The organism is Bacillota bacterium LX-D, from assembly GCA_031628995.1.
In the GTDB taxonomy this organism is placed as follows: domain Bacteria; phylum Bacillota; class DUOV01; order DUOV01; family Zhaonellaceae; genus JAVLUO01.
Map to the genome: position 1 here is coordinate 93,617 of JAVLUO010000001.1, position 26,209 is coordinate 119,825.

Consider the following 26,209-nt stretch of genomic DNA (forward strand, 5'->3'; position numbering starts at 1 on the left):
ATTTTTATATCTTAAAAAAGACCTTGATTATACTTGTTCAGTGTCACGTAAGCTTGTCCTAAAGATATCCCTCCGTCGTTAGGAGGTACCTTTGTGTTATATAAAACTTCAAAACCTTGCCTTTCTAAATCATGAACTGTTTGGGTAAACAAAATACTATTTTGAAAAACACCACCGCTAATAGCTACCTTATTAATTTTATATTTTTCTCGTAGTTTTGTACACATTTCTACAGTAAAACAAGCAACAGTTCTATGAAAACGGTAGGCAATGCTTGTTATTTCCTTACCTTGCTTTTGCTCAGCAACCATTTGTCTGATACAAGGAAAAACATCAATGACTAATTCATGGTCATTTTCGAGAATCGTATAATCATAGGAGCCTAATTCACGACCGCCCAACAGATACTGAGCAGCAGCATTTTCCAACAAAATTGCCAGCTGCCCTTCATAACTAGCCTGTTGCCGAATACCTAGGATAACGGCCACAGCATCGAAAAGGCGGCCCATGCTTGATGACTCATGCATATTAATATTATTTAACAAAGCGGCTTTTAAAATCGGCCACCGCCCATCATTAATAGTATCTTCTAAACCAGCTTGATATAAATACATATAAGCTGTCTTCCAACCCTCTTTAACCGAAAGGTCTCCTCCTGGTAAAGGAATATACTGTAAATGACCAACTCTGCTAAAATCTAGTGGACTGCAAAGTAGAAATTCTCCACCCCATATTTTACCATCAGTACCATAGCCTGTACCATCAAAAGCTACTCCGATGACTTCCTCATCTAACTGCTTTTCAGCCATAACTGCTGCAATATGGGCATAGTGATGCTGTACTTGCACTAGTTCCAAACCAAATTTTTTCGCAAACCTAGTTGTATAATAATTGGGATGCAAGTCGCAACTAACAATGCTGGGACTGATTTCTAAGAGTTCCTCCATTCGCAGCATAGTTTTTTCAAAGGCTTGGAAGTTTTCCTCCCTTTCCAAATCACCAATATGTTGACTAAGATAAGCAAAATTTCTTTTCACTAGACAAAAGGTATTTTTTAGTTCTCCTCCGCAAGCTAAAAGATCAATTTGCGTTGATTTCCCTAATGCTATAGGCAAGGGAACGTACCCTCTGGCTCTGCGTAAGAACTGAGTATTATTTTTAAAACATTTAACAACAGAATCATCGATAGAAATAATTATTCTGCGTTTGTTATAAAGTACTCCAGATAGAAAAGGATGCTGTAAGTTAAAAATTTCAGCATCATCTTTAATAATAGGCTCGTCAGAAAGATTAGCACTAGTCATAATCAATGGCCCAGTTTTTTCTAAGAGCAAATAGTGCAATGGAGTATATGGCAAAAAAGCTCCTACAAACCTGCTGTCCATCAAAACAGCAGGTGCAAGAGGCTTTGTTTGATTAGAAATTTGTTCTAATAAGACAATGGGTCTTTCCCGCCCACTTAAAACATGTGCTTCAAATTCTGAAACATGACAGTAATCCTTAATCTCAGCTATATCGCTAAACATTACTGCAAAGGGCTTCTCTTCCCGTACTTTTAGCTCACGTAATTTGAGTACTGCTGTTTCATCAAATGGAATGCAAGCTAAATGATACCCTCCTATGCCTTTAATGGCAATAATTTCTCCTTTTTTTAGGGATATAGCAGCATGTTCCAATGCTTCCTGTTCTTTAATTTCCTCCCCACTTGGCAGAGGACGATAAATTAACTGAGGTCCGCAGTTATGGCAAGAAATTGTTTGAGCATGAAATCTCCTGTTGGAAGAATCACTATATTGTGAGTAACAAAAGTCACACATAGGAAAATCAACCATTGAAGTTGTATCACGATCATAAGGCACATGATCCATAATTGTATATCTAGGCCCGCATAACATACAGCTAATGAAAGGATGCCGGTATCTTTGATCATCAGGTCGGAAAAGTTCCTGCCGGCATTCCTCGCAAATAGCCAAATCAGGCGGTATAAAGATTAAATCCTTATCTCTAGTACTGCTAGTAACAATTTTAAATGTATCTTCCTGGACTTCCTTTTCCTGATACCTAGTTTCTAAATGGATAATTTCCGCAGGCAAAGGTTTTTTCCGGTGGATATCCTGCAGAAAGTTTTCTAGAGACTCTTTGCTACCCGTTGCCAGAATATGCACACTGCCACCTTCGTTAGCAACTGAGCCTTTTAGCCCATGCTCAGTTGCTAACCTAGCTATAAATGGGCGAAAGCCTACACCTTGGACTATACCCCAAATTCTAATATCAGCAGTTAGCATTTTGCACAACCTGTTTCAGCCAAAGAGCCGCATTAGCAAACCCTTCCCCTGTTTTACAGGAGACTTCAAAAAGTGGCGCTTCTTTATTTAAAGCTTTAACTCCATTGGTAAAAAAAGCATCCTCAAAATCAACGTATTTTTTCAAATCACTCTTATTCAAAAGGATTACATTTGCTTTTTCAAAAACTACTGGATATTTATAAGGCTTATCGCTGCCCTCGGCAGCGGAACAAATAAGCATTTTAATATGCTCACCTATCTCAAATTCTGCCGGGCAAACTAAATTCCCAATGTTTTCGATAAACAAAATACCCTTTTCTTGGAACTGTAAACTATCTAAAACAGAGGCAATCATGGGTGCATCCAAATGGCATGCACCCTTTGTGTTAATTTGTACTGTTTCTATTCCCAGTTCCAATAGTTTTTTCGTATCAATATCCGATTCAATATCCCCTTCAATAACATAAACCTTAGTTTCCCCAGCTAAGTGTTTCGCCAATTCTATAATGGTTGAAGTTTTTCCAGCTCCTGGAGAACCTAAAACATTAACAACGAAGATACCTTGTTTTACTAAATTGTCATTAATTTTATGAGCTAGTTTTCTATTTTCTTCATGAATATCTTTAATTACCTCAACTTTTTTGGTATCCATATCAGCCGCGACTCCTTGTATAGTTTGTACTTTCGAAGTTTTATGTTGAGGGCAACGCAATTTCAATATCTTCTACAAAAAATTCCTTGCCTATCTCTGTAGGAACACCGTTGGCACCGCACTGAGGGCAAGCAAAAGAGAATTTCGGCCTAGTAAAGTAAATATCACATTTTTCACACTTTAACTTAGGCTTAATGTAGCGAATATTTAACTGAGCTCCCTCAACTATTGTTCCTTTAGATATTATATCAAAATACATTTGAATTGAATCACCTATAAAACCTGAAAGTTCACCAACAACTAAATTTATTGCAACAACTTTTTCAGCATTATTATTCCTAGCAGATTCCTCGGCAATTCTGACAATTTGTTCTGTTATCGGATATTCATGCACTAATTGTTTTTCCCTTTTCAGCTGCTGGCTTCTTGCTTGGAGGAACATACGGGCTGGTAAATGTTTCTACACTATCTGGTGCAATTCTTGGTGTCACATATTTGTTAACCATTTCTAAACATTTTTTGGGGCACACTTCGCTGCAGTAGTTACAGGCAATGCATCTAAAGCGATTAATTTCCCATTTTTGCTCGTCTCTACTAACCTTAATTGCACCTGCAGGGCATTTTTTCTGACACAGGCCGCAAAGAATACAATCATCTCCATTAAAATGAATTTGGCCTCTAGTATTATCTGAGTATTCCCTAACTTGCACAGGATACATCAAAGTTGCAGGCTTACCAAACAAACTTTTCAGCACTGTTTTCGAAAAATGTAACACTGACACTTAAATCACCTCTCTGTACAACTTATACATGGGTCAATCGTTAACAGTAAAACTGGTACATCCGCCAGATCGCATCCCTGTAATGTTTTAACCATAGCAGGAATGTTCGCAAAGGTTGGTGTTCTCACTCTTACACGATCTAAATATTTGCTGTTACTACCTTTAATATAGTAGATAGCTTCACCCCTCGGCTGCTCAATCCTCGTAAAGAATTCTCCTTCAGGGTTTCCTTTAACTTTTACATCAATGGGGCCATCAGGTATTTTAGCTGCAGCCTGTTTAATTAAATCTATAGATTGAAATATTTCCCGAATTCTTACTACACATCTAGCATAGCTATCCCCGTCTTTTTCCACAATTGGTTCAAAGTCTAAATCTTTAAAAGCCGCGTAACCCAGAGTTCGAGCATCCTGCGCAACCCCGCTGCCTCTTAGGGTTGGCCCAACGGTTCCTAAAGTATAAGCTTCTTCTTTTGTCAGGACTCCAGCTCCAACCAACCTTTTTTGAACAGTAAAGTCTTTAATGAAAATCTCTGTTATTTCCCGAATCTCTTTTTCAAGTTCAAGAGTTTTCCGCACCATGCCTTGCAAAGTGTCATTGCTAATATCCTTGCGGACACCTCCTACTTTGCAAGTGCCAAATATAACTCTTCCACCAGTAGTTTCTTCAATCATATCAAGTATGGTTTCCCGGATCCTCCAGCTGTGCATAAATAAACTTTCAAACCCAAAGGCATCTGCCATTAAGCCCAGCCAAAGTAAATGACTGTGAATTCTGGAATATTCACCCCAAATTGTGCGTAAATATGATGCTCTTTCTGGAATTTCAATATTCATAATTTCTTCCACAGTTTGGCTGTAAGCCATGCCGTGTATAAAGCTGCAAATACCACAGATTCTTTCAGCTACGAAAACATACTCTAAGAAATCTCTTTTTTCCACTAATTTTTCCAATCCGCGATGCACAAATCCAATGGAGGGTAGTGCTTCTACAACCTTCTCATCTTCTAAAACCAAGTCCAAATGAATAGGTTCAGGAAGTACTGGATGTTGTGGTCCAAAGGGGATAATTGTACGATTAGGCATTTCCCTACTCCTCCTTTTTACAATCTGTTACATTAAATGGTGTTTTAATAGCTGTCTTATATAATTCGCCCTTAAAATCTAAGCTAATATCTTTAACTTTTACTCCAAACAAATCATGCATTTCATTTTCGTATAAGAAAGCTGCCCAAAAGATATCGCTAATGCTAGGTATTTCTACATCTTGACTAATGTTTAATCTTAAATTGATGAAATTTAATTGCTCATCTTCGAAGGAATAATTAATCTCAAATTCATCATTAAATAGAGAACAATTCATTTGCACAAATTTATATCCTTCTTTAGATAAAGCTTGCACCCGTTCTTTTATTTCATCTACTTTTATTTTAACTATTTTTTGTTCTTGGGTCATGCCGTTTCCCCGCCTTTTGTTAAACGTTTCTTTTTAGCCAAAGCTGCATTTTTCTCTTCTAAAACTCCTAAGCCTTGGACAATACCATCAATAATTGCTTCCGGTCTAGCAGCGCAGCCTGGTACATAAACATCTACTGGTATTACCTTATCAACGCCTCCCATGACATTGTAGCACTCGTGAAAAATACCACCGGATGTTGCACAAGCCCCAATAGCAATAACAACTTTTGGCTCGGGCATTTGATTATATATGTTCTCAACAACTGTTTTATTTTGTTCGTTAACTGATCCTGTCACTACAAATATATCAGCATGTTTTGGATTACCCGTGTTGATAATTCCAAACCTCTCTGCATCGTAAATAGGAGTAAGGCAAGCCAATACTTCAATATCACATCCGTTACAACTAGATGCATCGTAATGGATTAACCATGGAGATTTTTTTAGATAAGCCATATGCACACCTCACTTAATATAATCAATTCATTGCAAAATCTATCATAATAATTTTTAAACTATTTCCATAATGTAAAGGACTGCCAAATTAATCATCCCCAAGGTTACGGCAACAATCCAAGAGTAGTTTAACATTTGCTGCCATTTGAGTCTGGCACAAGTGTTGTCAATAAGAATTTCTAAGAAATAAGTTGCTAAAGCTAAAACTACAGCAAGGATCGGGTTAAATGCGAAGAAGAGATAGACAAAACCCAGCAGGAAAATATTTTCATACCAGTGAGCGACTTCAATCATCGCTAACTCCCTGCCTGATAGTTCAGTACTAATTCCCCTAACTAACTCCTGGTGAGCATGGTGAGAGCTAGATAAATCAAAAGGTGATTTCCTAAATTTAATTGTTAAGATATATAAGAAACCAATAAAGATTCCCGGAATATAGTAGGCTAAAGGCTGACTATATGCAGCCATATCAGCTACATTAAAACTCTTCGTAACCATATACATACCTATTGCCGTAATAATAACCATAGGCTCATAGGACATCATTTGTAAAAGCTCTCTATCAGCACCTAAGTGGCTGTACGGAGAATTTGCCGAATAGGCAGCAAGTATAAAGAATGTTCCTGCCAGAGTTAAAGCAAAGATAACTAGCAAAATATCAAAACCTGCAAAAAACAAAGCCCCAGTTACAATAGCAAAGATCAAAAAACAAAAGATATAGAAATTTTGAAATCTATTAACTGCAATGCTCTCTTTTTCTAATAATTTAAAAACATCGTAAAAAGGTTGCATAATAGGAGGCCCAAATCTGCCCTGCATTCTGGCAGAGATTTTACGGTCAATACCCGCTAAGATACCACCTAGAATAGGTGCTAGTACAACATACAGCGCAACAATAACTAATGTTTTCATAGAACCTCCACCCCAAACATTACGATAATTAATAGCGAAGAGATAATAACTCCAAATTTATAAAGCTTACCTTCTCCAAAATACTGTTCTAAATAGTAGTTTCTAATTTCATAAGTCTTAGTTCCCATGACACCGTTAAACTGAGTCTTATCGGGTACATTGGCACCGCCAAGATAAGTATCTACCTTGCGGAAGCTTTTGCCATATGAAAGCATTTTTAATGGCAATAAAACGACCAAACCCATCATAACGCTGATAATGGCAACAGTAGTTTTTGTTAGTGTTATGCTGCTTCCATAAACCAGAGCTACGTATGGTTCAACCATGGAGCTGGACATTACTGGAAACAAGAAACAAATTGCAATTGTCATTAAACCTAATACAAGCAGCGGCATCCATTGGGCACCTTCTATATGATTTACGACCTTCTTCGGTGCTTCCGTTACTGCAATAAGTTTTCCCATCCATTTAATCCAGAAGAACAAAGTTGTTGCGCTACCAAATGCTAAGAAAAGGGCGAAAATTGGTTGAATCTTGACTAAAGCTTCCATAGCGGCCCATTTACTAACCAGCATTCCAAAGGGGGCCAGGAACATACCGGCAATACCAATCATCATTAATACTGCTATCTTTGGCATGCTAACAATTAAACCATCCATACCCTCAATATCCCTGCTGTCAATTTTTTGGTCAACAGTTCCGCAGCAGAGGAACAGTAATGCTTTAGCAATAGCATGGAAAACAACTAAGAAGACAGCTGCCCAAACTGTTTCGTTTGTTCCAATAGCAGCGCAAGTTACAATTAAGCCTAAATTGGAGATAGTAGAATAAGCTAAAACTCTTTTTGCAGTGCTTTGAGAAATTGCGATACAAGAAGTTAGCAAGAAAGTTACTGCTCCAACCAAAGCTACGATTAGTCCAACAACTGTTCCCTGTAAAATAGGAGCTAATTTAATAATTATATATACGCCTGCTTTTACCATAGTGCTGGAGTGTAGTAAAGCTGATACCGGTGTTGGTGCCACCATAGCTCCCAGCAGCCATGAGGAAAATGGCAATTGGGCCGATTTAGTTAAGCCCGCAAAACTTATGAGTACTGCAGGAATTAAAGCATATTCTGGGCTGAGAGAAATTAATTTATCTAGTTCAATGATTCCTGAATTCAAATACAGGTAAACGATAGCTGAGGCAAAAGCTAGTCCACCAAGTAAATTCATTATTAAAGCTCGGAAAGAATTGTTAATTGCCTCTTCAGTTTGGGAATAGCCAATTAAAACGAAGGAACAAATGGTTGTAATTTCCCAGAAGAAATATAACCAAAGTAAGTTGTTAGATAATACGATGCCGAACATAGCTGAAAGAAAGGCAAAAAGTATAAAGAAAAACAATTTTTTTCTGTCCTTAACTTCCGGATGTTCGTGATGGTACTCATCCATATAGCCTGCAGCATAATAACAAATCAAGCTGCCTACTACACCGATAATTGCTATCATGATTGTTGTTAATTGGTCAAAGAATAAAGCATTTTCTACTTCCAAGTGATGTCCGTAAGTTAGGTCAAAGTAAACCATCAATCCTGCCTGCAAAACCATCAACAAAGAAGCTAAATATTTTTTGTGTTTGATGCCTGCAATGAAAACATACAAAGCTAAAGCTACTTCAATTAAAAGCATTCCATAATTAATAAGTTCTGAAGAAAAATTAAAATAAACAGGTGGGCTACTAAAATATAGCGCCAAAAAATAAATTGAGACAGCAACCAGAGCAAGTGATGCCACTTTCGTTAAAAAGTTCCGTAAGTTGTTGGGCAAAATGCAAAGGATAAATGCTGTCGCCAGTGGAAATAAAACTAAAAACAAAATCATGTTCACTGCCTTCACTTTCCTTTCTTTGGGTACCCATTATGTTATATGTCTGCTTTTACATTAACATTATTAGTAAACTAGGAAAATGTAATTTCCTGTCGTTTATTGTTTTATATTATTCTGAAAAATTGAAATTTATTTAATTTTGCACAACAATTGAATAATTAAATTATTTCTAGGACTATCTTGCTCTTTCTGTTTAGACTATTTTCATCAAAATATATTAAAAATTTAAAATTGTCACTAATCCTATTATCTTTATTATATTTTGATTCAATACTTAATTCAATACTTGATTCAATACTTGATGCAACGGATGTCAAAAACAAATGCAGTAATATTATCTTATAACTAAACAATAATTGAAACAAATTTTAAAATGTAAGCATAAAAAAATCGTAAATAATCTAGCTAAAATAGCATAGAAAATTTACGATTTTACTTTATCTCCTGCCCTGCAATTCCTCTGCAATTTTTTCTAAACTTACGCATTGTTGTACTAATAAAACCAATAAGTGATATAACAAGTCCGAAACTTCGTATGCAACTTCGCTTTCACTATTATTTTTAGCAGCTATAATTACTTCAGCCGTTTCTTCCCCGACTTTTTTTAGTATTTTGTCTATCCCTTTTTCAAATAAATATGTTGTATAGGATTTTTCTGGCCGTTTTTCCTGCCGGTCTAGAATTACTTCGTGAATTTCTTGTAAAACGCCCCCGAGTTTTAAGCCTCCAGATTGCTGGACTTCCTGAACTTTACTCTTGCCGTCTAGTTCCAATTTATTGTGGAAACAGGAATGATACCCTTCATGACAGGAGGCCCCAGTCTGTTCGACTTTAATTAGTAAAGTGTCAGCATCGCAATCAAAATACATTTCTTTTATTTTTTGCACATGGCCAGAAGTCGCCCCTTTATGCCACAGTTCTTGCCTGCTGCGGCTATAGAACCAGGTTTCACCTGCAGCTAGAGACTTTTGCAGAGACTCTTCGTTCATATAGGCTAGCATCAATACTTTGCCGCTTTTTGCTTCTTGGATTATTGCCGGTATTAAGCCCTCCGAATTATATTTAATCTGTTTTAAATTAATTGTCCCTTCACTCATTTTCTAACTGTCACTCCGTTCTCCGCTAAATACTCCTTAGCTTCGGCAATTGTATACTCTCCATAGTGGAAAATGGACGCAGCCAAAACTGCGTCAGCTTGACCTGTAGTTAAACCGTCCAACAAATGTTCCAAGCGTCCAACCCCGCCGGAAGCAATCACAGGAATATTGACGGTCTCACTTACGGCTTTAGTTAATTCCAGATCGTAACCGTCTTTAGTGCCGTCTCGGTCCATACTAGTTAAGAGAATTTCTCCTGCTCCCCTGTTCTCTACTTCCTTTGCCCAAGCTAGGACATCCAATCCCGTATGGGTTCTCCCTCCATGAACGAATGCTTCCCATGAGCCCTTATCTTTCCGTCTAGCATCAATGGCCACAACGATACACTGGGTACCAAATTTTTTAGCTGCCTCTTCTACTAGCTGAGGGCGTTCTACTGCAGGAGTACAAAAAGATACTTTATCAGCCCCGGCCGCTAGCATTGTCCGAATATCCTCAAGAGTTCTTAAGCCACCGCCTACGGTAAAAGGAATAAATACCTGTTCCGCCGTACGGCGCACTACATCTAGCATAATGTCTCTTGCTTCTACAGAAGCAGTTATATCGAGAAAGACTAGTTCATCAGCTCCTGCCCGATCATAGGCAGCAGCTAAAGCTACAGGGTCTCCTGCATCTTTAATGTCTACAAAGTTAACACCCTTCACAACTCTGCCTCGATGCACATCTAAACAGGGAATAATTCTTTTGGCTAGCACTTATGCTCACCTTCCTCAAATATAGCCAAAGCCTCCGGCAATGTAATACTACCTGCGTAAAGTGCCTTGCCAAGAATAGCTCCTTCAATACCGAAACCCTCTATTTTTTTCAGGGCTTCTAAATCGGCCAGAGAAGAAAAACCCCCGGAAGCAATTACACGCAACCCTGTTTTTGCTGCTAATTCTTGGGTGCTAGCTAAATTTGGTCCCTGTAAGGTTCCATCTAAAAGGGTGTCCGTAAAAATAACTCTTTTTATCCCCAATTTCTTCATATCAGCAGCAAGTTCAAGATAAGTTTTAGTACTTTCCTTTTCCCAACCGTTAGTAGATACTAGGCCATTTTTGGCATCAAGCCCTAAAACAATTCTTTCATCATATAAAGCACAGGCTTCCTCTACCAGCTGAGGATTTGTTACAGCAGAGGTGCCTAAAATAACTCTATTCACACCTTCCTCAAGTAAACTTTTAATGGTATTTAAATCCCGAATACCACCGCCTAGCTCCACAGGAATGTTAATAGTACGAATTATTTCTTTTACAACAGCTAAATTCTGGGGTTTACCGGCGAAAGCACCATCTAGGTCCACTAAATGAAGAAATTTTGCCCCCATACTTTCCCATTTCTGAGCAACTGCAGCTGGCTTCTCGGAAAAAACAGTGGCTTGATTCATTTGTCCTTGATATAGGCGGACACATTTCCCATCTTTTAAATCTATGGCCGGTAAGATTAACATTGCTGCACCAACTCTCCATAATTTTTCAAAATTTTCAAGCCATTAGTACTACTTTTTTCAGGATGAAACTGAATGCCAAAAACATTTTCTCTGCCTACTATAGCTACAACGTCCTGTCCATAGTCCGTAGTTGCTAAAATTACATCGGGCTCGGCAGGTATTACATGATAAGAATGTACAAAGTAGTAGGAGGATCCGGATTTGATTCCCTCTAAAATGGGGGTTTCTTGTTCAATTGCAAGTTGATTCCAGCCCATATGAGGCACTTTTAAACCGGCAGGTAGTTTTTTAACTCCTCCTTTAAAAATTCCCAAACCCTTATAGCATCCATTTTCTTCACTATATTCGAACAAAAGCTGCATTCCTAAACAAATCCCCAACAATGGCTTTTTAGACTCAACAACTTCCGTAATTACCTCTAGCAGATTATGTCCTTTGAGGCTTTTCATGGCATCAGCGAAGGCACCAACCCCCGGCAGCACAACTCCTTTGGCCTGTAAAATTTCAGCTGGATTATTGGTAATATAAGCTTCACACCCTACGCTTTCCAGGCCTTTTTGTACACTTCTCAGATTACCCATACCATAGTCAATTATTGCAATCATTCTAACCATCCTTTATGATACGAATTTCTATAAAAGCCCCTTGGTAGAGGGAATACCTTTCCCCTTTGGGTCTACACCGACTGCTTGCCGTAAAGCCCTTGCTAAAGCTTTAAAAATAGCTTCAATCAGATGGTGAGTATTTTGACCGTAGAATTTTTTTAGATGCAATGTTAAACCACTATTTAGGCAAAAAGCCCTCATAAATTCCTCCACTAATTCCGTATCAAATTGACCTAACTTAAAAAGAGGAATATCTATATCAAAATTTAGGTATGGACGGCCGCTAATATCTACAGCTGCCAGAATTAAAGTTTCATCCATCGGCAAAATCATTTGCCCATAACGATAAATATTTTCTTTTGTACCTAGAGCTTGTTGGAAAGCTTGCCCTAGGACAATGCCAATATCCTCAACAGTGTGATGTCCATCCACATCTAAATCCCCTTGGGCTTGTAACTCCACATCAAAAGAACCATGTTTTGCCCATAACTTAAGCATATGGTCAAAAAACGGGATACCTGAAGTGCCTAAAAATTCTCCACTGCCATCTAAGTTAATTTTAATCTGTATTTCCGTCTCTCCAGTTTTTCTGGCTATTTGCCCAATTCTAGCCATTAATACACCTACCCTTGTACTCTAACTCTAATGGCATTTGCGTGAGCATCTAGTCCCTCAACTGTAGCCAATTTAATCACATCTTTAGCAGCGGCATTTAAGCCAGATTGGCTGTAGGAAAGAACACTAGATTTTTTAAGATACATGTCTACATTTAATAAGGAATAAAATTTACCTGTACCTCCCGTAGGTAAAACGTGGTTAGGGCCGGCATAGTAATCACCTAATGGTTCTGGAGTAAAGTGGCCTAGGAAGATTGCTCCTGCGTTTTTAATTTTTCCAAGGAGCTCCATTGGATTATCAACAGCCAGTTCCAAGTGTTCAGGAGCAAAATCATTAGCTAAATCTATAGCCTCTTCAATATCACGAGTAATTACAATACCGCTGCCGTTATCTATAGACTGGCGGGCAATTGCTACTCTGCTCAACTTACCTAACCAATTTTCGACTTCTTGCTGTACTTCTTCAGCTAACTTTTTGCTAGGAGTAATTAAAACTGCCTTAGCTAAAGTATCGTGCTCAGCTTGGGAAAGAAGATCAATAGCCACAAAGCGCGGATTAGCAGTTTCATCGGCCACAATTAAAATTTCACTTGGCCCGGCTAACATATCGATATCTACCTGACCATAGACTAGTTTTTTAGCTACAGTAACATAAATATTTCCAGGCCCAACAATTTTGCGGACTGGTGCAAGACTTTCTGTTCCATAGGCTAAGGCTGCAACGGCTTGGGCACCACCCATTTTATAAATAGCTGTAACGCCGCATTCTTGGGCTGCTACTAAAGTATATGGATTCATTTTACCATCTTTTCCAGGAGGTGATACCATAATAATTTCTTCCACACCTGCAACAATTGCCGGTAGAGCAGTCATTAACACGGAAGAAGGATAAGCTGCTGTCCCTCCCGGAACGTAAAGACCTACTCTGTCTAAAGGACGATAAATTAATCCTGTTATATTTCCTTGTTCGTCAACATTCCACCAGGAATTCTGCAGCTGTTTCCTGTGGTAACCCATAATATTTTCTTTAGCTTGGCTTAAGGCATCTAAAAATTCCTGATCGACACTATTATAGGCTTCTTCAATCTCTGCTTTAGATACTTGCCAAGTAGCCTTGGTTAATTCAGCTTGATCAAAACGTTTTGTATAAGCAAATACTGCTTCTTCTCCATTAACACGTATATCTTCTACAATCTTTTGCACATTGTTTACTATTTCTTGATTTAAACTGTGGCCTTCTCTTAAAAATACGGAAGCTCCCTCTTCTGTGCTTTGGTATATTTTAATCATCACTTTTATCTCCTTTACTATTGTTTTTGGCTGCAGGCTTCACGGAATTTAGCTGCTATTTCCATTAAACGCTGATTTTTAATGCGATAGCTTACCCGATTAGCTATTAGTCTTGAAGTAGCTTCAAAAATTTCAGCAACGCTTTTCAAGCCATTTTCCCGTAAAGTTGTCCCTGTGGAAACAATATCCACAATCATTTCCGCCAAGCCAACCCGAGGAGCTAATTCAATATTGCCGTGGAGCTTAATAATTTCCATCTGCATTCCTTGTTTAGCAAAAAAACTAGCTGCCACGTTGGGAAATTTAGTAGCTACCCTGCTATGATTTAATTTATTTATTTGAAATTTGCCGTTTTCCTGATAGGAGGCTATAATTTTCTCCGGCATAGCTACAACAAATTTGCATTTACCAAATTTTAAATCTACTAATTCAAAGATATCGACTTTAGCTTCCACAATGGTATCTTTGCCTACTATGCCTAGGTCTGCAGCTCCATACTCAACGTAAGTAGGGATGTCTGTAGGTCGGCAAATAATATACCTTACCCGGGCTGCTGGATAATCGAAAAGTAAGCAACGGGAATCTGTCTCCAAACCCTCAGTAGGAAGCCCAATTTTAGCCAACAATTCAATGCTGGTTACTCCTAGTTTGCCTTTTGGCAAAGCAATTGTTATATAATCCATTATTATTCTTCTCCGTTCAACTCTAAGATTTGCTTAATTTCCTTCTCTCTCGCATATTTTTCTAATTGGACTTGATCTAGCTGCTGTAAATCTACTTCTACACTATAGCCCTGAGAGCGTAATTCTTTAGCTTTATGCAGCAAAGTACCATAATCACTACCCGTAAGCAGAAAATCAATTTGAGGTGAATCAATTCCGCTGCTTTGAGTCAACATGACCCTTTCTAAACCTAAGGCAAAACCTGTTGCTGGATAATTTAAACCAAATTTACTAAGTAAACCATCATACCGTCCCCCGCCGCAAACGGGGTAGCCTAAGCCGGAGGCATAACCTTCAAAAACAATACCCGTATAATATTCAAAATCCCGTAAAATGCTAAAATCAAAAAATACATAGGAAGCCAACCCGATTTTTTCTAAAATCTGATATACTTCTTCTAAAGATTTTAAAGCTCCAATTACATCAAGATCTTCACTTAAGGTCAGTGCCTTGGTCAAAACTTCCTTCCCTCCATGTAAAGAGGCTAATTCCAAAAGCTTAAAACTTTCTTCCCTAGAACAGCCATGTTGATCTAAAATATTCTCTAATTCAACAAAATCCTTAGCTATAATAGCCTGTTTAACTTGATTAAAAATACTAGGATCTTGGACTACTTGAGCAATTAGGCCCTTTGTAACCAGCACTTGCCCTATGCCAATTTTAAATTGTAATTTACAAGCCAGCAAAGCTTCAATGGCTAAAGCAATTACTTCTGCGTCAGCACCTACTCCCTGACTTCCGATTAACTCCACTCCAGCCTGACTAAATTCCCTTAAGCGGCCAGTTTGAATGCTTTCGTAGCGATAAGTGCTGCCGGTGTAAAAAAGGCGCAAAGGCAACAAAGAATTGCGTAGATAAGTTGCAACTAACCTGGCTATTGGAGTAGTCAGATCAGGACGCAGGGCTAAAATATGACCCTCTCGATCAATAAAATTAAACAATTGTTCCACAGGATTACCTGCTTCTTTTAATAATTCATAAAACTCAAAGGTAGGCGTAGCTACTTCCTGGTAACCCCATTGGTGAAACAAATCAGCTAAATTATTTTCTAGTAACCTTTTCTGCCAAGCTTCCTTCGGAAGAGTATCTTTGACACCTGTCGGTATTTTCAAAAAAGGCTTAAAATTATCCATTTTGGCACCTCTAACGCTTTAGTATGTTAAAGTGGTAATGTATTAAAGTGATATTACCATCATCTATTACTTCTGTCAATAACTAAACTTAAAATTTTTCAATTAAAAAGCAACTTGCTAAATATACGAGCAAATTGCTTAAGACAATAGTTGCGCACCTAACTTCGCTTCAATCTTTCCAGTACCAGCTTATAGCCATCGGCACCATAATTTAATTCTCTCTTTACTCTGCTGATAGTTGCAGTGCTGGCTCCCGTTTTTTCTCCAATGGTTGTATAGGTACAATCTTCCTGCAGCATCTTTGCTACCTCCAACCGTTGAGCTATTGCCTTAATTTCAGCTACAGTACATATATCTGAAAAAAAGCGATAGCATTCTTCTCTATTCTGAAGGCACAAAATAGCATCAAATAAGCTATCGACAGTTTCATCTTGCACTTTGTGATTAAAAGCCATTTCAGTTCCCCCTACCCTGCTCCTAACTTTCTAATAGAAAGTATTTTCTACAATACTATTTTAATTCCTTTTTGTTTAAAATTCTTTGAACTAAACATAGGTAATAATTGACTGCTTTTTTTCCATATGATATGATTAATTGCAGTTAAATATTATTTACTCTTATCAAGAGTAGGTTAAGGGACTGGCCCGATGCAACTCGGCAACCAGTTAGATTTGCATTTCAATCCTAACCCGGTGCCAAATCCTGCAGACTTGCTTCTGGCAGATGAGAGTTACAGCAATGTAAGCCTTTCTGCTTGTGTAGGAAAGGTTTATTTTAGTTTAGGAAGAGGAAATCAAAATGATAAAAATTTCTGGTTTGCAAAAGGTCTATGGTTCAGGAAAAAATCAGGTTATTGCCTTAGATGGCATCGATTTGCAGATTAAGCCTGGCGAAATATATGGCATAATCGGCTTAAGCGGTGCTGGAAAAAGTACTTTAATTAGGTGTATTAATATGTTAGAGAAACCTACCAAAGGCCAGGTCATAGTTAATGGACAAGACTTAACTAAATTATCAGCCCATAAACTACGTTTAGCCCGGCGCAATATTGGAATGATTTTTCAACATTTTAACCTCCTTTGGTCTCGCACTGTATCCGGCAATATAGCTTTCCCCTTGGAAATTGCCGGAGAAAAAGATAAAGCTAAAATAAGGGTTAGAGTAACAGAATTACTGGATTTAGTTGGCCTTGCAGATAAAGCTGATTTTTATCCTGCACAATTAAGCGGAGGCCAAAAACAACGGGTAGGAATCGCCAGAGCTTTAGCCAATAACCCTAAAGTTTTACTTTGCGATGAGGCAACTTCTGCCCTTGATCCCCAAACAACACAATCTATCCTGGAACTTTTACGGGATATTAACCGCCAGTTTAATTTGACAATTGTAATCATTACCCACGAAATGTCTGTCATTAAATCAGTTTGCGATTCAGTGGCTGTAATCGAACAGAGTAAAATAGTAGAATCGGGCCCTGTCTTAGATATTTTTACTAACCCTCAAACAGATACAGCCCGAAAATTTATGAAAAGCGTTATTAACACTGATTTGCCTGAAATTTTATGTAAGCAGCAAAATGGCAATAAACTTGTGAGAGTTTCTTTTATTGGCGAATCAGCAGCCCAGCCCATGATTTCTCACTTAGTACAGCATTATAATGTACAAGCTAATATATTGTACGGCAATATAGATCATGTTAAAGACACCATTTTCGGTACATTAATTTTTGAACTGATTGGAAAAAGCAGCGATGTCAGTGAGTCTATCTCCTATTTACAAAAAAACAATTTGAAAGTTGAGGTGCTGCAAAATGTATGAGGCAACCCTGCAGACCTTGCAAATGGTCATTTTGTCCGTTTTTTTTGCCTACATTTTTGGGATTCCTCTGGGAATAACTTTAGTTGTAACCTCTCCCGGTCATATCCTACAAAATAAGCTGATTAACCAGGTACTAGGCACTATTACCAATATTGGGCGTTCCTTTCCTTTTATTATTTTGCTGGTAGCAATTATACCTTTTACTCGCATGATCGTAGGTACATCTATCGGAACTAATGCTGCCATTGTCCCACTGGTGGTAGCCGCTATCCCTTTCGTAGGGAGAATGGTAGAAACATCTTTAAAAGAAATCGAATGGGGAATCATTGAAGCAGCTTTAGCAATGGGCGCAACTCCCTGGCAAATTATCTACAAGGTCTTAATTCCTGAATCCCTCTCATCCTTAATTTTAGGTGCAACAATTACTGCCGTTACTTTAGTTGGTTATTCCGCTATGGCAGGAGTTGTAGGTGCTGAAGGTTTGGGAGATTTGGCTATGCGCTATGGTTACTACCGATACGAAACAGGTATAATGATTATCACTATTATCCTGCTCATAATTATCGTTCAAGCTATGCAAATGCTGGGCGAGTATATAGCCAAAAAATTAAATAAAAAAACAATACATTAAAGGAGGAATTTTTATGAAAAAAGCTTTAGCAATTGTACTTGTTTTAGGCCTCACCATCGGTTTACTAGCCGGCTGTGGCGCTCAAAAGGAAAATGCCGGTGAAGGGCAAACCAAAAGCACTGGCAAATTAGTAATTGGAGCAACGCCCGTACCTCACGCAGAAATATTGGAAAAAGCGAAAGAAATGCTAGCTAAGAAAAATATTGAACTAGACATTAAAGTATTTACTGATTACGTTACTCCTAATACTGCTTTGGCTGAAAAAAGCCTTGATGCCAACTACTTTCAACACCTTCCGTACTTAGAAGATTTTAATAAGCAAAATAATACAGATCTAGTTTCTACAGCCGCTATTCATTATGAACCAATGGGTCTTTATTCTAAGAAAATTAAAGCACTTACTGAATTAAAAGCTGGAGATAAAATCGCCGTTCCTAATGATGTAACTAATGAAGCCAGAGCATTACTGCTGCTACAGGATAACGGCATCCTTAAATTAAAAGATCCAAATAACTTGAAGGCGACTAAAAAAGATATTGCAGAATATAAGGTTAAAGTAGAAATTGTTGAACTGGAAGCAGCCCAAATCTCCAGAACACTGCCTGATGTTACGGCCGCTGTAATTAACGGCAACTACGCTATTGATGCTAAGTTGAACCCTTCAAAAGATGCCATTGTTACCGAAGGTCAAACGTCTTTAGCTGCCAAAACTTATGCTAATATCGTTGTTGTTCGCAAAGGTGACGAAAACCGCCCAGAAATTAAAGCACTAGATGAAGTTCTAAAATCACCTGAAATGAAAAAATTCATTGAGGAAAAATATCAAGGTTCTGTACTTCCAGTGGAATAAAACTACAGCCTGTGGGCCTAAGCTCACAGGCTTTTTTATTTTGTAATTTTATTTTTTTTGTGCTTTAGCCCAAGAGTCTTTTAATGATACAATTCGATTAAAAATCATTTTCTGAGGGGATGAATCTGGATCAACAGAAAAATATCCTTGCCGTAAAAATTGAAATCTAGAGCCTGGTTTGGCTTCACTTAAGCTAGGTTCAACTAAGCAGGAATTTAGCACAATTAAAGAATCTGGGTTAATATTACTTGTAAAATCATTTCCTTCTTCTACATCATCTGGATTTTCTTTTACAAATAAATTATCATACAAACGTACTTCAGCTTGTACTGCATGACTAGCAGATACCCAATGGGAAGTGCCCTTAACTTTTCTTCCATCGGCAGACCAGCCACCCCTAGTTTCTGGATCATAAGTACAGTGAAGTTCAATAACTTCCCCTGTTTTTTCGTTTTTAACTACATCAACACATTTAACGTAATAAGCGTGTTGCAGACGTACTTCGCGGCCAGGAGCCAAACGGTAAAAGTTTTTGGGTGGATTTTCCCGGAAATCGTCCTGCTCTATATATAAAACTTTCGAAAATGGAATTTTTCTTTTACCTAGGGCAGTGTTTTCTGGATTTATATCAGCTTCCAACCATTCAACCTGCCCCTCTGGATAATTATCAATAATTAATTTTAAGGGGCGCAGCACTGCCATTGCCCTTGGGGCACGGTAGTTTAAATCTTCTCGAATACAATGCTCTAATAGAGCTATATCAACAATGCTGTTACCCTTAGCCACGCCAATTCGTTCACAAAAATCCCGAATAGACTCAGGAGTATATCCTCTTCTTCTTAGGCCCGAAATAGTTGGCATACGAGGATCATCCCAGCCACGAACATAGTTGTTTTCAACTAAAGTACGCAACTTTCTTTTACTCATTACTGTATAGGTGAGATTTAAACGAGCGAATTCAATCTGCCTTGATTTGCATTCTACATCTAAAGTTTCTAAGACCCAATTATATAAAGGACGATGGTCTTCAAATTCTAAAGTACAGATGGAATGGGTTATCCCTTCCAGAGAATCGGATAAAGGATGGGCAAAATCGTACATTGGATAAATCGACCACTTGTTTCCCGTCCGATGATGAGTTGCTTTTTGAATGCGGTAAAGCACTGGATCCCGCATATTCAAATTTGGAGATGCCATATCAATTTTAGCTCTCAATACTCGGGAGCCATCTTCAAACTCTCCTGCCTTCATTCTTTCAAATAAATCTAAATTTTCTTCTACAGAACGATTACGGTATGGGGATTCTTTTCCCGCCTCAGTTAAGGTCCCTCGATATTCTTTAATTTCTTGAGCGGAGAGATCGCAAACGTAAGCTTTGCCTAATTGAATCAGCTGTACTGCATATTCATAGAGCTGATCAAAATAATCAGAGGCATAAAATAAACGGTCATCCCAGTCAAAACCCAACCACTTTACATCCTCAATGATAGAATCAACATACTCCACATCTTCTTTAGTTGGATTAGTATCATCAAAGCGCAAGTTGCACAGCCCTTTATTCTGGGCAGCCAATCCAAAATTGAGACAAATTGATTTAGCATGTCCAATATGAAGGTAACCATTAGGTTCGGGTGGAAAACGCGTATGTACTCTATTACCGTACTTTTGCATTTTTAGATCTTCGTTAATTGCATTTTGAATAAAATTAATATTTTTATTTTCCTCAGAACTTGGTATCTCCATAATTTAACCTTTTTCCCCCTTAATATTAACTTTTCATTTCTCCTGTAGTTTTTTAGTATACTTCTTCTATTATAAACAAAAATTAGAATTTTACATGAATTTTTGAAAAATAATTATTAAGAGAAGCAGCCTTTAGGCTGCTTCCCTAAAAATTTATTTTTTTAAAAGCACTGAGGCGGCGCTGTAGGCGGGCAAGCGCCAGGTAATGTGACACATGGAGCCGGAACACAGAAACCATAGCTTGGTACTAATAATTCAACCCTTTGGATGCATTTAACAACCAAGCAAACTTCTACTTCACAAGTTACTTCCATTTCTTTGGCAGAAGCATCACGGATATCTGTAACTATACAATTACATGTGGTTATAGTGCTTTCGGAGCAGTCAGGATTTACACCAGGCGGGCAGCATAAAGTGACTGTTTTGGTAAAAGTAAATGTTTGATTGAAAACCTCAGCTGGATTATTGGTAAAAGGACTACTTAAAGTCATTGGTAGAGTTATAAGGAGAGTAATCGAGAAAAATCCTCCTCCAACTGCCCTTCTGGCGATTTCCTGGCAAGTTATGGGCTGTCTTAAACTACAAGGAATTACAGTTCCAATTGTAAAAGGACCACTCATAGAGCGTACAGCAGCATTAGCTCCAGCAGTAGAAGTTATGTTTTGGCCATCAGGTCTTGCTCTCGGAACCTCGGCCTCTTCTGAAGCAGTATCTGTCAGACTGTCAAAAGGTGGCATTATCGGGGAAGGTGAAGCACCACATAAAGGTATAGATACAGTACGAGTTACACTGTGGACCTGAAAACAACTATCATAAACCTTATCAACAGAAACACATTCAATTCGAGTAGGGGGTGGACAGCCTCTTGGTGGACAAACGCCAGGTCTTATAGGTGTTGTACTTTGTTCTTGTTGTTCTATTCTTTGTTCTTGTTGTTCTATTCTTTGTTCTTGTTGCTCTATTCTTTGTTCTTGTTGTTCTATTCTTTGTTCTTGTTGCTCTATTCTTTGTTCTTGTTGTTCTATTCTTTGTTCTTGTTGTTCTATTCTTTGTTCTTGTTGTTCTATTCTTTGTTCTTGTTGTTCTATTCTTTGTTCTTCTTTATACTCTTCATCCATAATCAAAAACCCTCCTTTTAGTTTTCACGTAATTTGGCTAGCAGTTCGATATATAATATGAAAGCTAGATGCAATCTGACATACCGCCAAACTAAAAGGAGCAATCAATTATCTTACTACTTTACCTAAAACTTTTCCAATGATATCATTAATTACCAAATTAGCAGCATCATCGTAGGAAGTAGCTGATTTATTAATTAAAACCAATTTCTTGCCTCCATAATACCGGACTAAACCTGCAGCAGGATAAACTACTAAAGAAGTGCCCCCTACAATTAGAACGTCTGCCTGGGAAATATACTTTACTGCTTCTTCTAGAACCTTATTATCTAAGGCTTCTTCATATAAAACAACGTCTGGTTTAACAATAGCCCCGCATACGTCACATTTGGGTATGGAAGAGCTTGCTAGAATATAGTCTAAAGGAAAAAATTTGTTGCATTTTGTACAATAGTTTCGATGTACAGAGCCATGAAGTTCTAAAACCTGCCGAGACCCAGCAAGCTGATGTAACCCATCAATATTTTGGGTAATTACGGCTTTCAGTTGTCCTCTTTGCTCAAGTTCAGCCAAAGCAAAATGAGCGGCATTTGGTTTGGCATCTTTAAAAATCATCATGTTGCGATAAAAATCGTAAAACTCTTCTGTATGCTGGACAAAAAAGCTATGACTTAACATTACTTCCGGAGAATGAGCATATTTACTTTTAATCTTATAAATGCCCTTTTCAGATCTAAAATCCGGGATATTGCTTTCTGTTGAAACTCCGGCACCACCAAAAAAAACAATATTAGAACTATTTTGGATTATAGATTTTAGTTTTTCAATACTCACAATCATCACCCTAAAATATTTTATTTCTATATATAGTTTAAACTATTTAGCTAAATTTTTCACTTTCTTCCACGGATTTGAGGTAAGATAACTGCGAAAATGATTAATAATGCACCAAAAAGCTGAATACCAGTTAACACCTCTCCAAAAACCAAAAAAGCCAAAAAAGCAGTAACAGGCGGTTCCGTAGCACTAATAATTGCTGCTAAAGATGGTCCAATAAGCTTTAATCCGGAGAAAAAAGCTAAAGTAGCCAAGACAGAGGAAATTATACTTAAACATGCTACATAAACCCACCCTTGCCAGGCAAAAGATAATGTTATTTCTCCAGAGCTTAAGCCAACGATACTAAAAACAAATGTACCTACTATGTAAAGCCAAGCCGTTAAACTAGATTCAGAAATTTCTTTAAGGACTCGATTTGAAAAAATTAGGTAAAAAGTATTGCACAAAGCAGCACCCAAGGCCAAGTAAATCCCAATTACTTTAATATTTGTCCAGGAACTCCAAAGTAATAATATAAGTCCAAAGGTAGACATTATTAAGGCAATTAATTTTACCTTGCTAATTATTTCTCCATTAATAAAATAAACCATTATTGCTGTAATAGTTGGATAGGCGAAAAAAAACATAATTGCCAAAGAAGCAGGCAAATAATAATACGCCTTAGATAAGAGGGCTACTGTAACTAGATAGGCTGTAAGAACTATACTTAAGTTAGGCCAAGATATATTTTTGAGTTTTAAAGTATGTCCAAGAGTCGAAGCAATAGCAACAAGAATAACTGAAGATATTAGATAACGGATGGTAAGCATGGTCCAGAGATTAAGACCGCTAGCATAGCACAGCTTCGTAAAAATAGCTTCCGTTCCAATAAATATAGCCGAAGCAATAACCAGCAATGCTCCTTTTCTTTCGTGATGCATAAATCTAACACTCCTTATGAGAACTTTAATTAGCATATTACTGCTCTATCTTATCACATTTTTTCCATTTATTATAAAATAATAAAAAAAATTGGCCTTACTTATTAGTAAGACTAATTTGATTGTACAAATATAATTAAGGATTTTTTAAAGATTGAATTTACTAATTGCTCCCTGTAAATCCTTAGCTAAATCGGATAAACCCTTGCTGGCGTTAGCTACTTCAGTCATGGAAGCTGTTTGTTCCTGAGAGGAAGCAGAGAAATTTTCCACAATTAAATGTATTTCTCCTTTGGATAATATTGTCGGAATGTAAAGAAAGTAATAAAAAAATACTACTTTTTGCTTGTATTTTATATAATACTCCTATTGACAACTATTTTAGTTTACAATATTTGTAGTTTACAATTCAAATAATTACTATACAGCAACAACAATTTTCATAAAGTGCATTTTTTTGGCTGCAGGTTTATAATAAGAAATATTGGCTGCATCGTAAGTATGTTGAGTTATCAGAGGAACTTTGCTTCCATTTTCCGTTGTAAAATCAGTTACAATGGCAGAATGGTAGATTACTCCGTCTTCACCTTCATACTGAATAATATCTCCTAACTCTAATTCTGCTAAATTTGAGACTTCGATGCCTCGTAAACCCCAAAAATTTGTTTTTCCGCGAACCTTAAGACACCAGTACAAAGAATGAGCTACAGCCCAGGATACAGACCAACGATCGTCATCTGTATTGGCTGTGCCCATATTGTTATACCACCAGGGGCGGGAGGTTCCATAAACCATAGGTGCACTGCCTGCTCTTAAACATTGAGATATAAAATTAGAACAGTCTACAGAAATATACTGATATTGGGGGTTAGGAGATAAAGCATAGGTAAGTGCGTATTCTACAGCTTTTTGACGGTTGTAACTATTGGTAAAAGGCCCAAAAATATAAGATTTCACTCTAATCACCTCTCCCATCTATTTTATGCTAGAGGAAAAGCTTGGTTAAAGAATTTGACGGCGAGGTAAAATTGATGATACCTGGAATTAGTTATGTGGTTAAAGCTGAAGACAAAGATTTGACTATTGCAGAAATTATTCTAAAGCGCTTGCAAATTTCCCATTCTTTACTTGTAAAATTAAAACAACAGCAAAAAATAACTGTTAACGGTAACCAGGTTTTTACTAATTATTTAGTTAAGCCTGGAGAAATAGTCCAGATAGATTTAAACTTAATTGAAGAAAATCAAATTTCTGCGGAAAACATACCCTTAGATATTGTCTATTCAGACGATGACTTTCTAGTTATTAATAAACCGGCGGGAATGCCCGTTCATCCATCTCGCCGGCATCAATCTGCCACCTTGGCTAATGCTGTTGCTTACTACTGGCAGCAACAAAACAAGCATCTGCTTTTTCGTCCCATTAGCCGTTTAGATAAAGATACTTCAGGACTAATTTTAATTGGACAAAATCAATTTGCCCATCAGGGGCTAGCTAAACAACTTTCCCAAAAACAGGTTTTAAGAGCATATGTTGCCTTGGTTGAAGGTAACATTAAAACTGAAGCTGGGACAATTAATTTCCCTATTGGACGAAAGGAAGGCAGTTCTATTGAAAGGACAGTGCTTCTAGATAGCAATTCAGACCGGGGACAGACTGCTGTTACTCACTATCGTGTTTTACAGCAATTTAAAGGATACACTCTACTTGCTTTACAATTGGAAACTGGCCGCACCCATCAAATAAGGGTACATTTAAGTTACTTGGGCCACCCCTTATGCGGGGATACCTTGTACGGAGGCTCCTCCACTTTAATAGGCAGGCAAGCACTCCATGCAGATAAACTATCTTTTCTACATCCACGCTTTAAGCAGAAATTAAATTTTAGCATTCCTTTGCCTACAGATATGATAAAGGCCATTAATTTGCTTGGCTAAATTCTACTTAAAAAAGAGCCTAACAATTGTTTCGGCGAAATCCTCTAAGTTGTCTTTAGCTTCATTTGCTTTATACCATTTGCGGATAATTTCTAAAACCCAGGATGGTACCGTAAATCCAGGCCGATAAAGTTTTATGTAGTAGTTATAATAAGCTTGCTTAAGGTTGTCCCAGCGCTTACATTCTTCGGTCTGGCCATAATCTGAAACATCGATTAAAAACCCTCGTCCTTCATGAACCAAAATATTTTTAGAATGAATATCCGTTGGATTCAGGTTTCGACTGCGAGCATAGGCAATAGCTTCATCCACATCATAAATAACTTGTTCTGGTATATAAATACCTTGGACTAAGCAATCATTAATATTGCATCCAGGGCGATACTCAATACAAATATAATTTTCCCCGTATCCATAGAAGTGGGGAAAGAAAGGAGAATCACCTAGTTGCTGATAAATAGCTGCTTCATCCTGGGCAATAGAAGCATACTTATCTGCATAAACTTTTATTGACAAATGAGGTGCATTTTTTAGCTGAAAAACTGCAGCCGAATTACCAACACCAACACAACGCCAATTAGAGGGATGGCTTTCTACTAAAACAGGGTCGCCTTTTCTAAGGGTAGTTACCCGAACATAAGACAGCTCTTTACTAATGTTTTCTAGCATTTCATTTTCTCCATTTAATAAGTCTTTTGTCTAAATTGTACAAAATATTGATGTATTTTGCCAGTAATTTGATAAAGGTTAGAAAATAAAAAAGCAAGGAATTGTCCTTGCAATTAGTATAACATTTGGCCAAGAGGTCCATTTTCATCAATTATATCTTGAATTTCATAAATGGAAATAGGAAAATACGGAAAACCGTAAGCATATGCGGTAATTTCATACAATGCAAAATATACCCCCTAAAAATTGATGTACTATAATTTATGCCTAGTTCATAAGGGGGTTAATAACTTCAACTTCAATTAGCTGGGAAATATT

The 26,209-nt window shown here is 37.5% G+C and carries 29 protein-coding genes and 1 riboswitch; of the genes, 4 read left to right on the forward strand and 25 right to left on the reverse strand.

Annotated features, from left to right (window positions below; translation table 11 throughout):
• Positions 1–11 precede the first annotated feature (11 nt).
• From hypF to RDV78_00590, 18 genes are all read right to left on the reverse strand, one after another.
• Entirely contained in the window at positions 12–2,285 is a 2,274-nt protein-coding gene (hypF, locus tag RDV78_00505; protein MDS1028980.1) for a carbamoyltransferase HypF, read from the reverse strand.
• Complete coding sequence (gene hypB / locus RDV78_00510) at positions 2,272–2,937, reverse strand: hydrogenase nickel incorporation protein HypB (protein MDS1028981.1); 666 nt, start codon at positions 2,935–2,937, stop codon at positions 2,272–2,274. Before hypB ends, hypF begins: the two co-directional genes overlap by 14 nt.
• Before the next feature lie 40 nt (positions 2,938–2,977).
• Positions 2,978–3,331 (reverse strand): hydrogenase maturation nickel metallochaperone HypA, encoded by a 354-nt coding sequence (gene hypA / locus RDV78_00515; protein MDS1028982.1) that lies wholly within the window; start codon positions 3,329–3,331, stop codon positions 2,978–2,980.
• Positions 3,324–3,719, reverse strand: coding sequence for a 4Fe-4S binding protein (locus RDV78_00520; protein MDS1028983.1), 396 nt, complete (start codon positions 3,717–3,719; stop codon positions 3,324–3,326). Before RDV78_00520 ends, hypA begins: the two co-directional genes overlap by 8 nt.
• Positions 3,720–3,724: 5 nt before the next feature.
• On the reverse strand, positions 3,725–4,804 hold the full coding sequence (locus RDV78_00525; GenBank protein MDS1028984.1) for a nickel-dependent hydrogenase large subunit: 1,080 nt from the start codon (positions 4,802–4,804) through the stop codon (positions 3,725–3,727).
• A gap of 4 nt (positions 4,805–4,808) precedes the next feature.
• Positions 4,809–5,174 (reverse strand): NADH-quinone oxidoreductase subunit C, encoded by a 366-nt coding sequence (locus RDV78_00530; protein ID MDS1028985.1) that lies wholly within the window; start codon positions 5,172–5,174, stop codon positions 4,809–4,811.
• Positions 5,171–5,632, reverse strand: a complete 462-nt coding sequence (locus tag RDV78_00535) for an NADH-quinone oxidoreductase subunit B family protein (protein ID MDS1028986.1) — start codon at positions 5,630–5,632, stop codon at positions 5,171–5,173. Before RDV78_00535 ends, RDV78_00530 begins: the two co-directional genes overlap by 4 nt.
• A gap of 54 nt (positions 5,633–5,686) precedes the next feature.
• The gene (locus RDV78_00540; protein MDS1028987.1) at positions 5,687–6,544 is read right to left on the reverse strand and encodes a complex I subunit 1 family protein; all 858 of its coding nucleotides are present in this window, start codon (positions 6,542–6,544) and stop codon (positions 5,687–5,689) included.
• A complete protein-coding gene (locus RDV78_00545; GenBank protein ID MDS1028988.1) occupies positions 6,541–8,409 on the reverse strand; it encodes a proton-conducting transporter membrane subunit in 1,869 nt (622 codons plus the stop codon). Before RDV78_00545 ends, RDV78_00540 begins: the two co-directional genes overlap by 4 nt.
• Positions 8,410–8,852: 443 nt before the next feature.
• A complete protein-coding gene (gene hisIE / locus RDV78_00550; GenBank protein ID MDS1028989.1) occupies positions 8,853–9,512 on the reverse strand; it encodes a bifunctional phosphoribosyl-AMP cyclohydrolase/phosphoribosyl-ATP diphosphatase HisIE in 660 nt (219 codons plus the stop codon).
• A complete protein-coding gene (gene hisF, locus RDV78_00555; protein MDS1028990.1) occupies positions 9,509–10,267 on the reverse strand; it encodes an imidazole glycerol phosphate synthase subunit HisF in 759 nt (252 codons plus the stop codon). The genes hisIE and hisF overlap by 4 nt, the downstream gene beginning before the upstream one ends.
• Complete coding sequence (gene hisA / locus RDV78_00560) at positions 10,261–11,001, reverse strand: 1-(5-phosphoribosyl)-5-[(5-phosphoribosylamino)methylideneamino]imidazole-4-carboxamide isomerase (protein MDS1028991.1); 741 nt, start codon at positions 10,999–11,001, stop codon at positions 10,261–10,263. The genes hisF and hisA overlap by 7 nt, the downstream gene beginning before the upstream one ends.
• Complete coding sequence (gene hisH, locus RDV78_00565; protein ID MDS1028992.1) at positions 10,995–11,606, reverse strand: imidazole glycerol phosphate synthase subunit HisH; 612 nt, start codon at positions 11,604–11,606, stop codon at positions 10,995–10,997. Before hisH ends, hisA begins: the two co-directional genes overlap by 7 nt.
• A gap of 27 nt (positions 11,607–11,633) precedes the next feature.
• Positions 11,634–12,221 (reverse strand): imidazoleglycerol-phosphate dehydratase HisB, encoded by a 588-nt coding sequence (gene hisB / locus RDV78_00570; GenBank protein MDS1028993.1) that lies wholly within the window; start codon positions 12,219–12,221, stop codon positions 11,634–11,636.
• 8 nt (positions 12,222–12,229) lie between these two features.
• Positions 12,230–13,513, reverse strand: coding sequence for a histidinol dehydrogenase (gene hisD, locus RDV78_00575; GenBank protein ID MDS1028994.1), 1,284 nt, complete (start codon positions 13,511–13,513; stop codon positions 12,230–12,232).
• A gap of 17 nt (positions 13,514–13,530) precedes the next feature.
• Positions 13,531–14,202, reverse strand: a complete 672-nt coding sequence (gene hisG, locus RDV78_00580) for an ATP phosphoribosyltransferase (GenBank protein ID MDS1028995.1) — start codon at positions 14,200–14,202, stop codon at positions 13,531–13,533.
• Positions 14,199–15,368 carry an ATP phosphoribosyltransferase regulatory subunit gene (hisZ, locus tag RDV78_00585; protein MDS1028996.1) on the reverse strand — a complete coding sequence of 390 codons (1,170 nt, stop codon included), beginning with the start codon at positions 15,366–15,368 and terminating at the stop codon, positions 14,199–14,201. The genes hisG and hisZ overlap by 4 nt, the downstream gene beginning before the upstream one ends.
• A 158-nt stretch (positions 15,369–15,526) precedes the next feature.
• Positions 15,527–15,823, reverse strand: coding sequence for a YerC/YecD family TrpR-related protein (locus RDV78_00590; GenBank protein MDS1028997.1), 297 nt, complete (start codon positions 15,821–15,823; stop codon positions 15,527–15,529).
• A gap of 159 nt (positions 15,824–15,982) precedes the next feature.
• Positions 15,983–16,098: riboswitch (SAM riboswitch) on the forward strand.
• Between the two features lie 68 nt (positions 16,099–16,166).
• Here RDV78_00590 and RDV78_00595 point away from each other — a divergent pair.
• Genes RDV78_00595 through RDV78_00605 form a run of 3 tightly spaced genes read left to right on the forward strand, consistent with a single transcriptional unit; the run spans position 16,167 to position 18,664 of the window.
• Complete coding sequence (locus RDV78_00595; GenBank protein MDS1028998.1) at positions 16,167–17,183, forward strand: methionine ABC transporter ATP-binding protein; 1,017 nt, start codon at positions 16,167–16,169, stop codon at positions 17,181–17,183.
• Positions 17,176–17,814 (forward strand): methionine ABC transporter permease, encoded by a 639-nt coding sequence (locus tag RDV78_00600; protein ID MDS1028999.1) that lies wholly within the window; start codon positions 17,176–17,178, stop codon positions 17,812–17,814. Before RDV78_00595 ends, RDV78_00600 begins: the two co-directional genes overlap by 8 nt.
• A gap of 13 nt (positions 17,815–17,827) precedes the next feature.
• Entirely contained in the window at positions 17,828–18,664 is an 837-nt protein-coding gene (locus tag RDV78_00605) for a MetQ/NlpA family ABC transporter substrate-binding protein (GenBank protein ID MDS1029000.1), read from the forward strand.
• A 48-nt stretch (positions 18,665–18,712) separates the two neighbouring features.
• Here RDV78_00605 and RDV78_00610 read toward each other — a convergent pair whose 3' ends face one another.
• The 6 genes from RDV78_00610 to RDV78_00635 form a co-directional block, all read right to left on the reverse strand.
• Positions 18,713–20,407, reverse strand: a complete 1,695-nt coding sequence (locus RDV78_00610; GenBank protein ID MDS1029001.1) for a glutamine--tRNA ligase/YqeY domain fusion protein — start codon at positions 20,405–20,407, stop codon at positions 18,713–18,715.
• A 161-nt stretch (positions 20,408–20,568) separates the two neighbouring features.
• The gene (locus RDV78_00615; GenBank protein MDS1029002.1) at positions 20,569–21,525 is read right to left on the reverse strand and encodes a hypothetical protein; all 957 of its coding nucleotides are present in this window, start codon (positions 21,523–21,525) and stop codon (positions 20,569–20,571) included.
• 108 nt (positions 21,526–21,633) lie between these two features.
• Entirely contained in the window at positions 21,634–22,365 is a 732-nt protein-coding gene (locus RDV78_00620; GenBank protein ID MDS1029003.1) for an NAD-dependent protein deacylase, read from the reverse strand.
• 53 nt (positions 22,366–22,418) lie between these two features.
• The gene (locus RDV78_00625) at positions 22,419–23,285 is read right to left on the reverse strand and encodes a DMT family transporter (protein ID MDS1029004.1); all 867 of its coding nucleotides are present in this window, start codon (positions 23,283–23,285) and stop codon (positions 22,419–22,421) included.
• A gap of 147 nt (positions 23,286–23,432) precedes the next feature.
• Positions 23,433–23,558, reverse strand: a complete 126-nt coding sequence (locus tag RDV78_00630; protein ID MDS1029005.1) for a hypothetical protein — start codon at positions 23,556–23,558, stop codon at positions 23,433–23,435.
• Between the two features lie 147 nt (positions 23,559–23,705).
• On the reverse strand, positions 23,706–24,242 hold the full coding sequence (locus tag RDV78_00635) for an amidase domain-containing protein (GenBank protein MDS1029006.1): 537 nt from the start codon (positions 24,240–24,242) through the stop codon (positions 23,706–23,708).
• 41 nt (positions 24,243–24,283) lie between these two features.
• On the opposite strand from RDV78_00635, the gene RDV78_00640 reads away from it, so the two are divergent.
• A complete protein-coding gene (locus RDV78_00640; GenBank protein ID MDS1029007.1) occupies positions 24,284–25,222 on the forward strand; it encodes an RluA family pseudouridine synthase in 939 nt (312 codons plus the stop codon).
• Positions 25,223–25,225: 3 nt separating this feature from the next.
• Here the strand turns inward: RDV78_00640 and RDV78_00645 are convergent, their stop codons facing one another.
• Positions 25,226–25,891 carry a serine/threonine protein kinase gene (locus tag RDV78_00645; GenBank protein MDS1029008.1) on the reverse strand — a complete coding sequence of 222 codons (666 nt, stop codon included), beginning with the start codon at positions 25,889–25,891 and terminating at the stop codon, positions 25,226–25,228.
• Between the last annotated feature and the right edge of the window lie 318 nt (positions 25,892–26,209).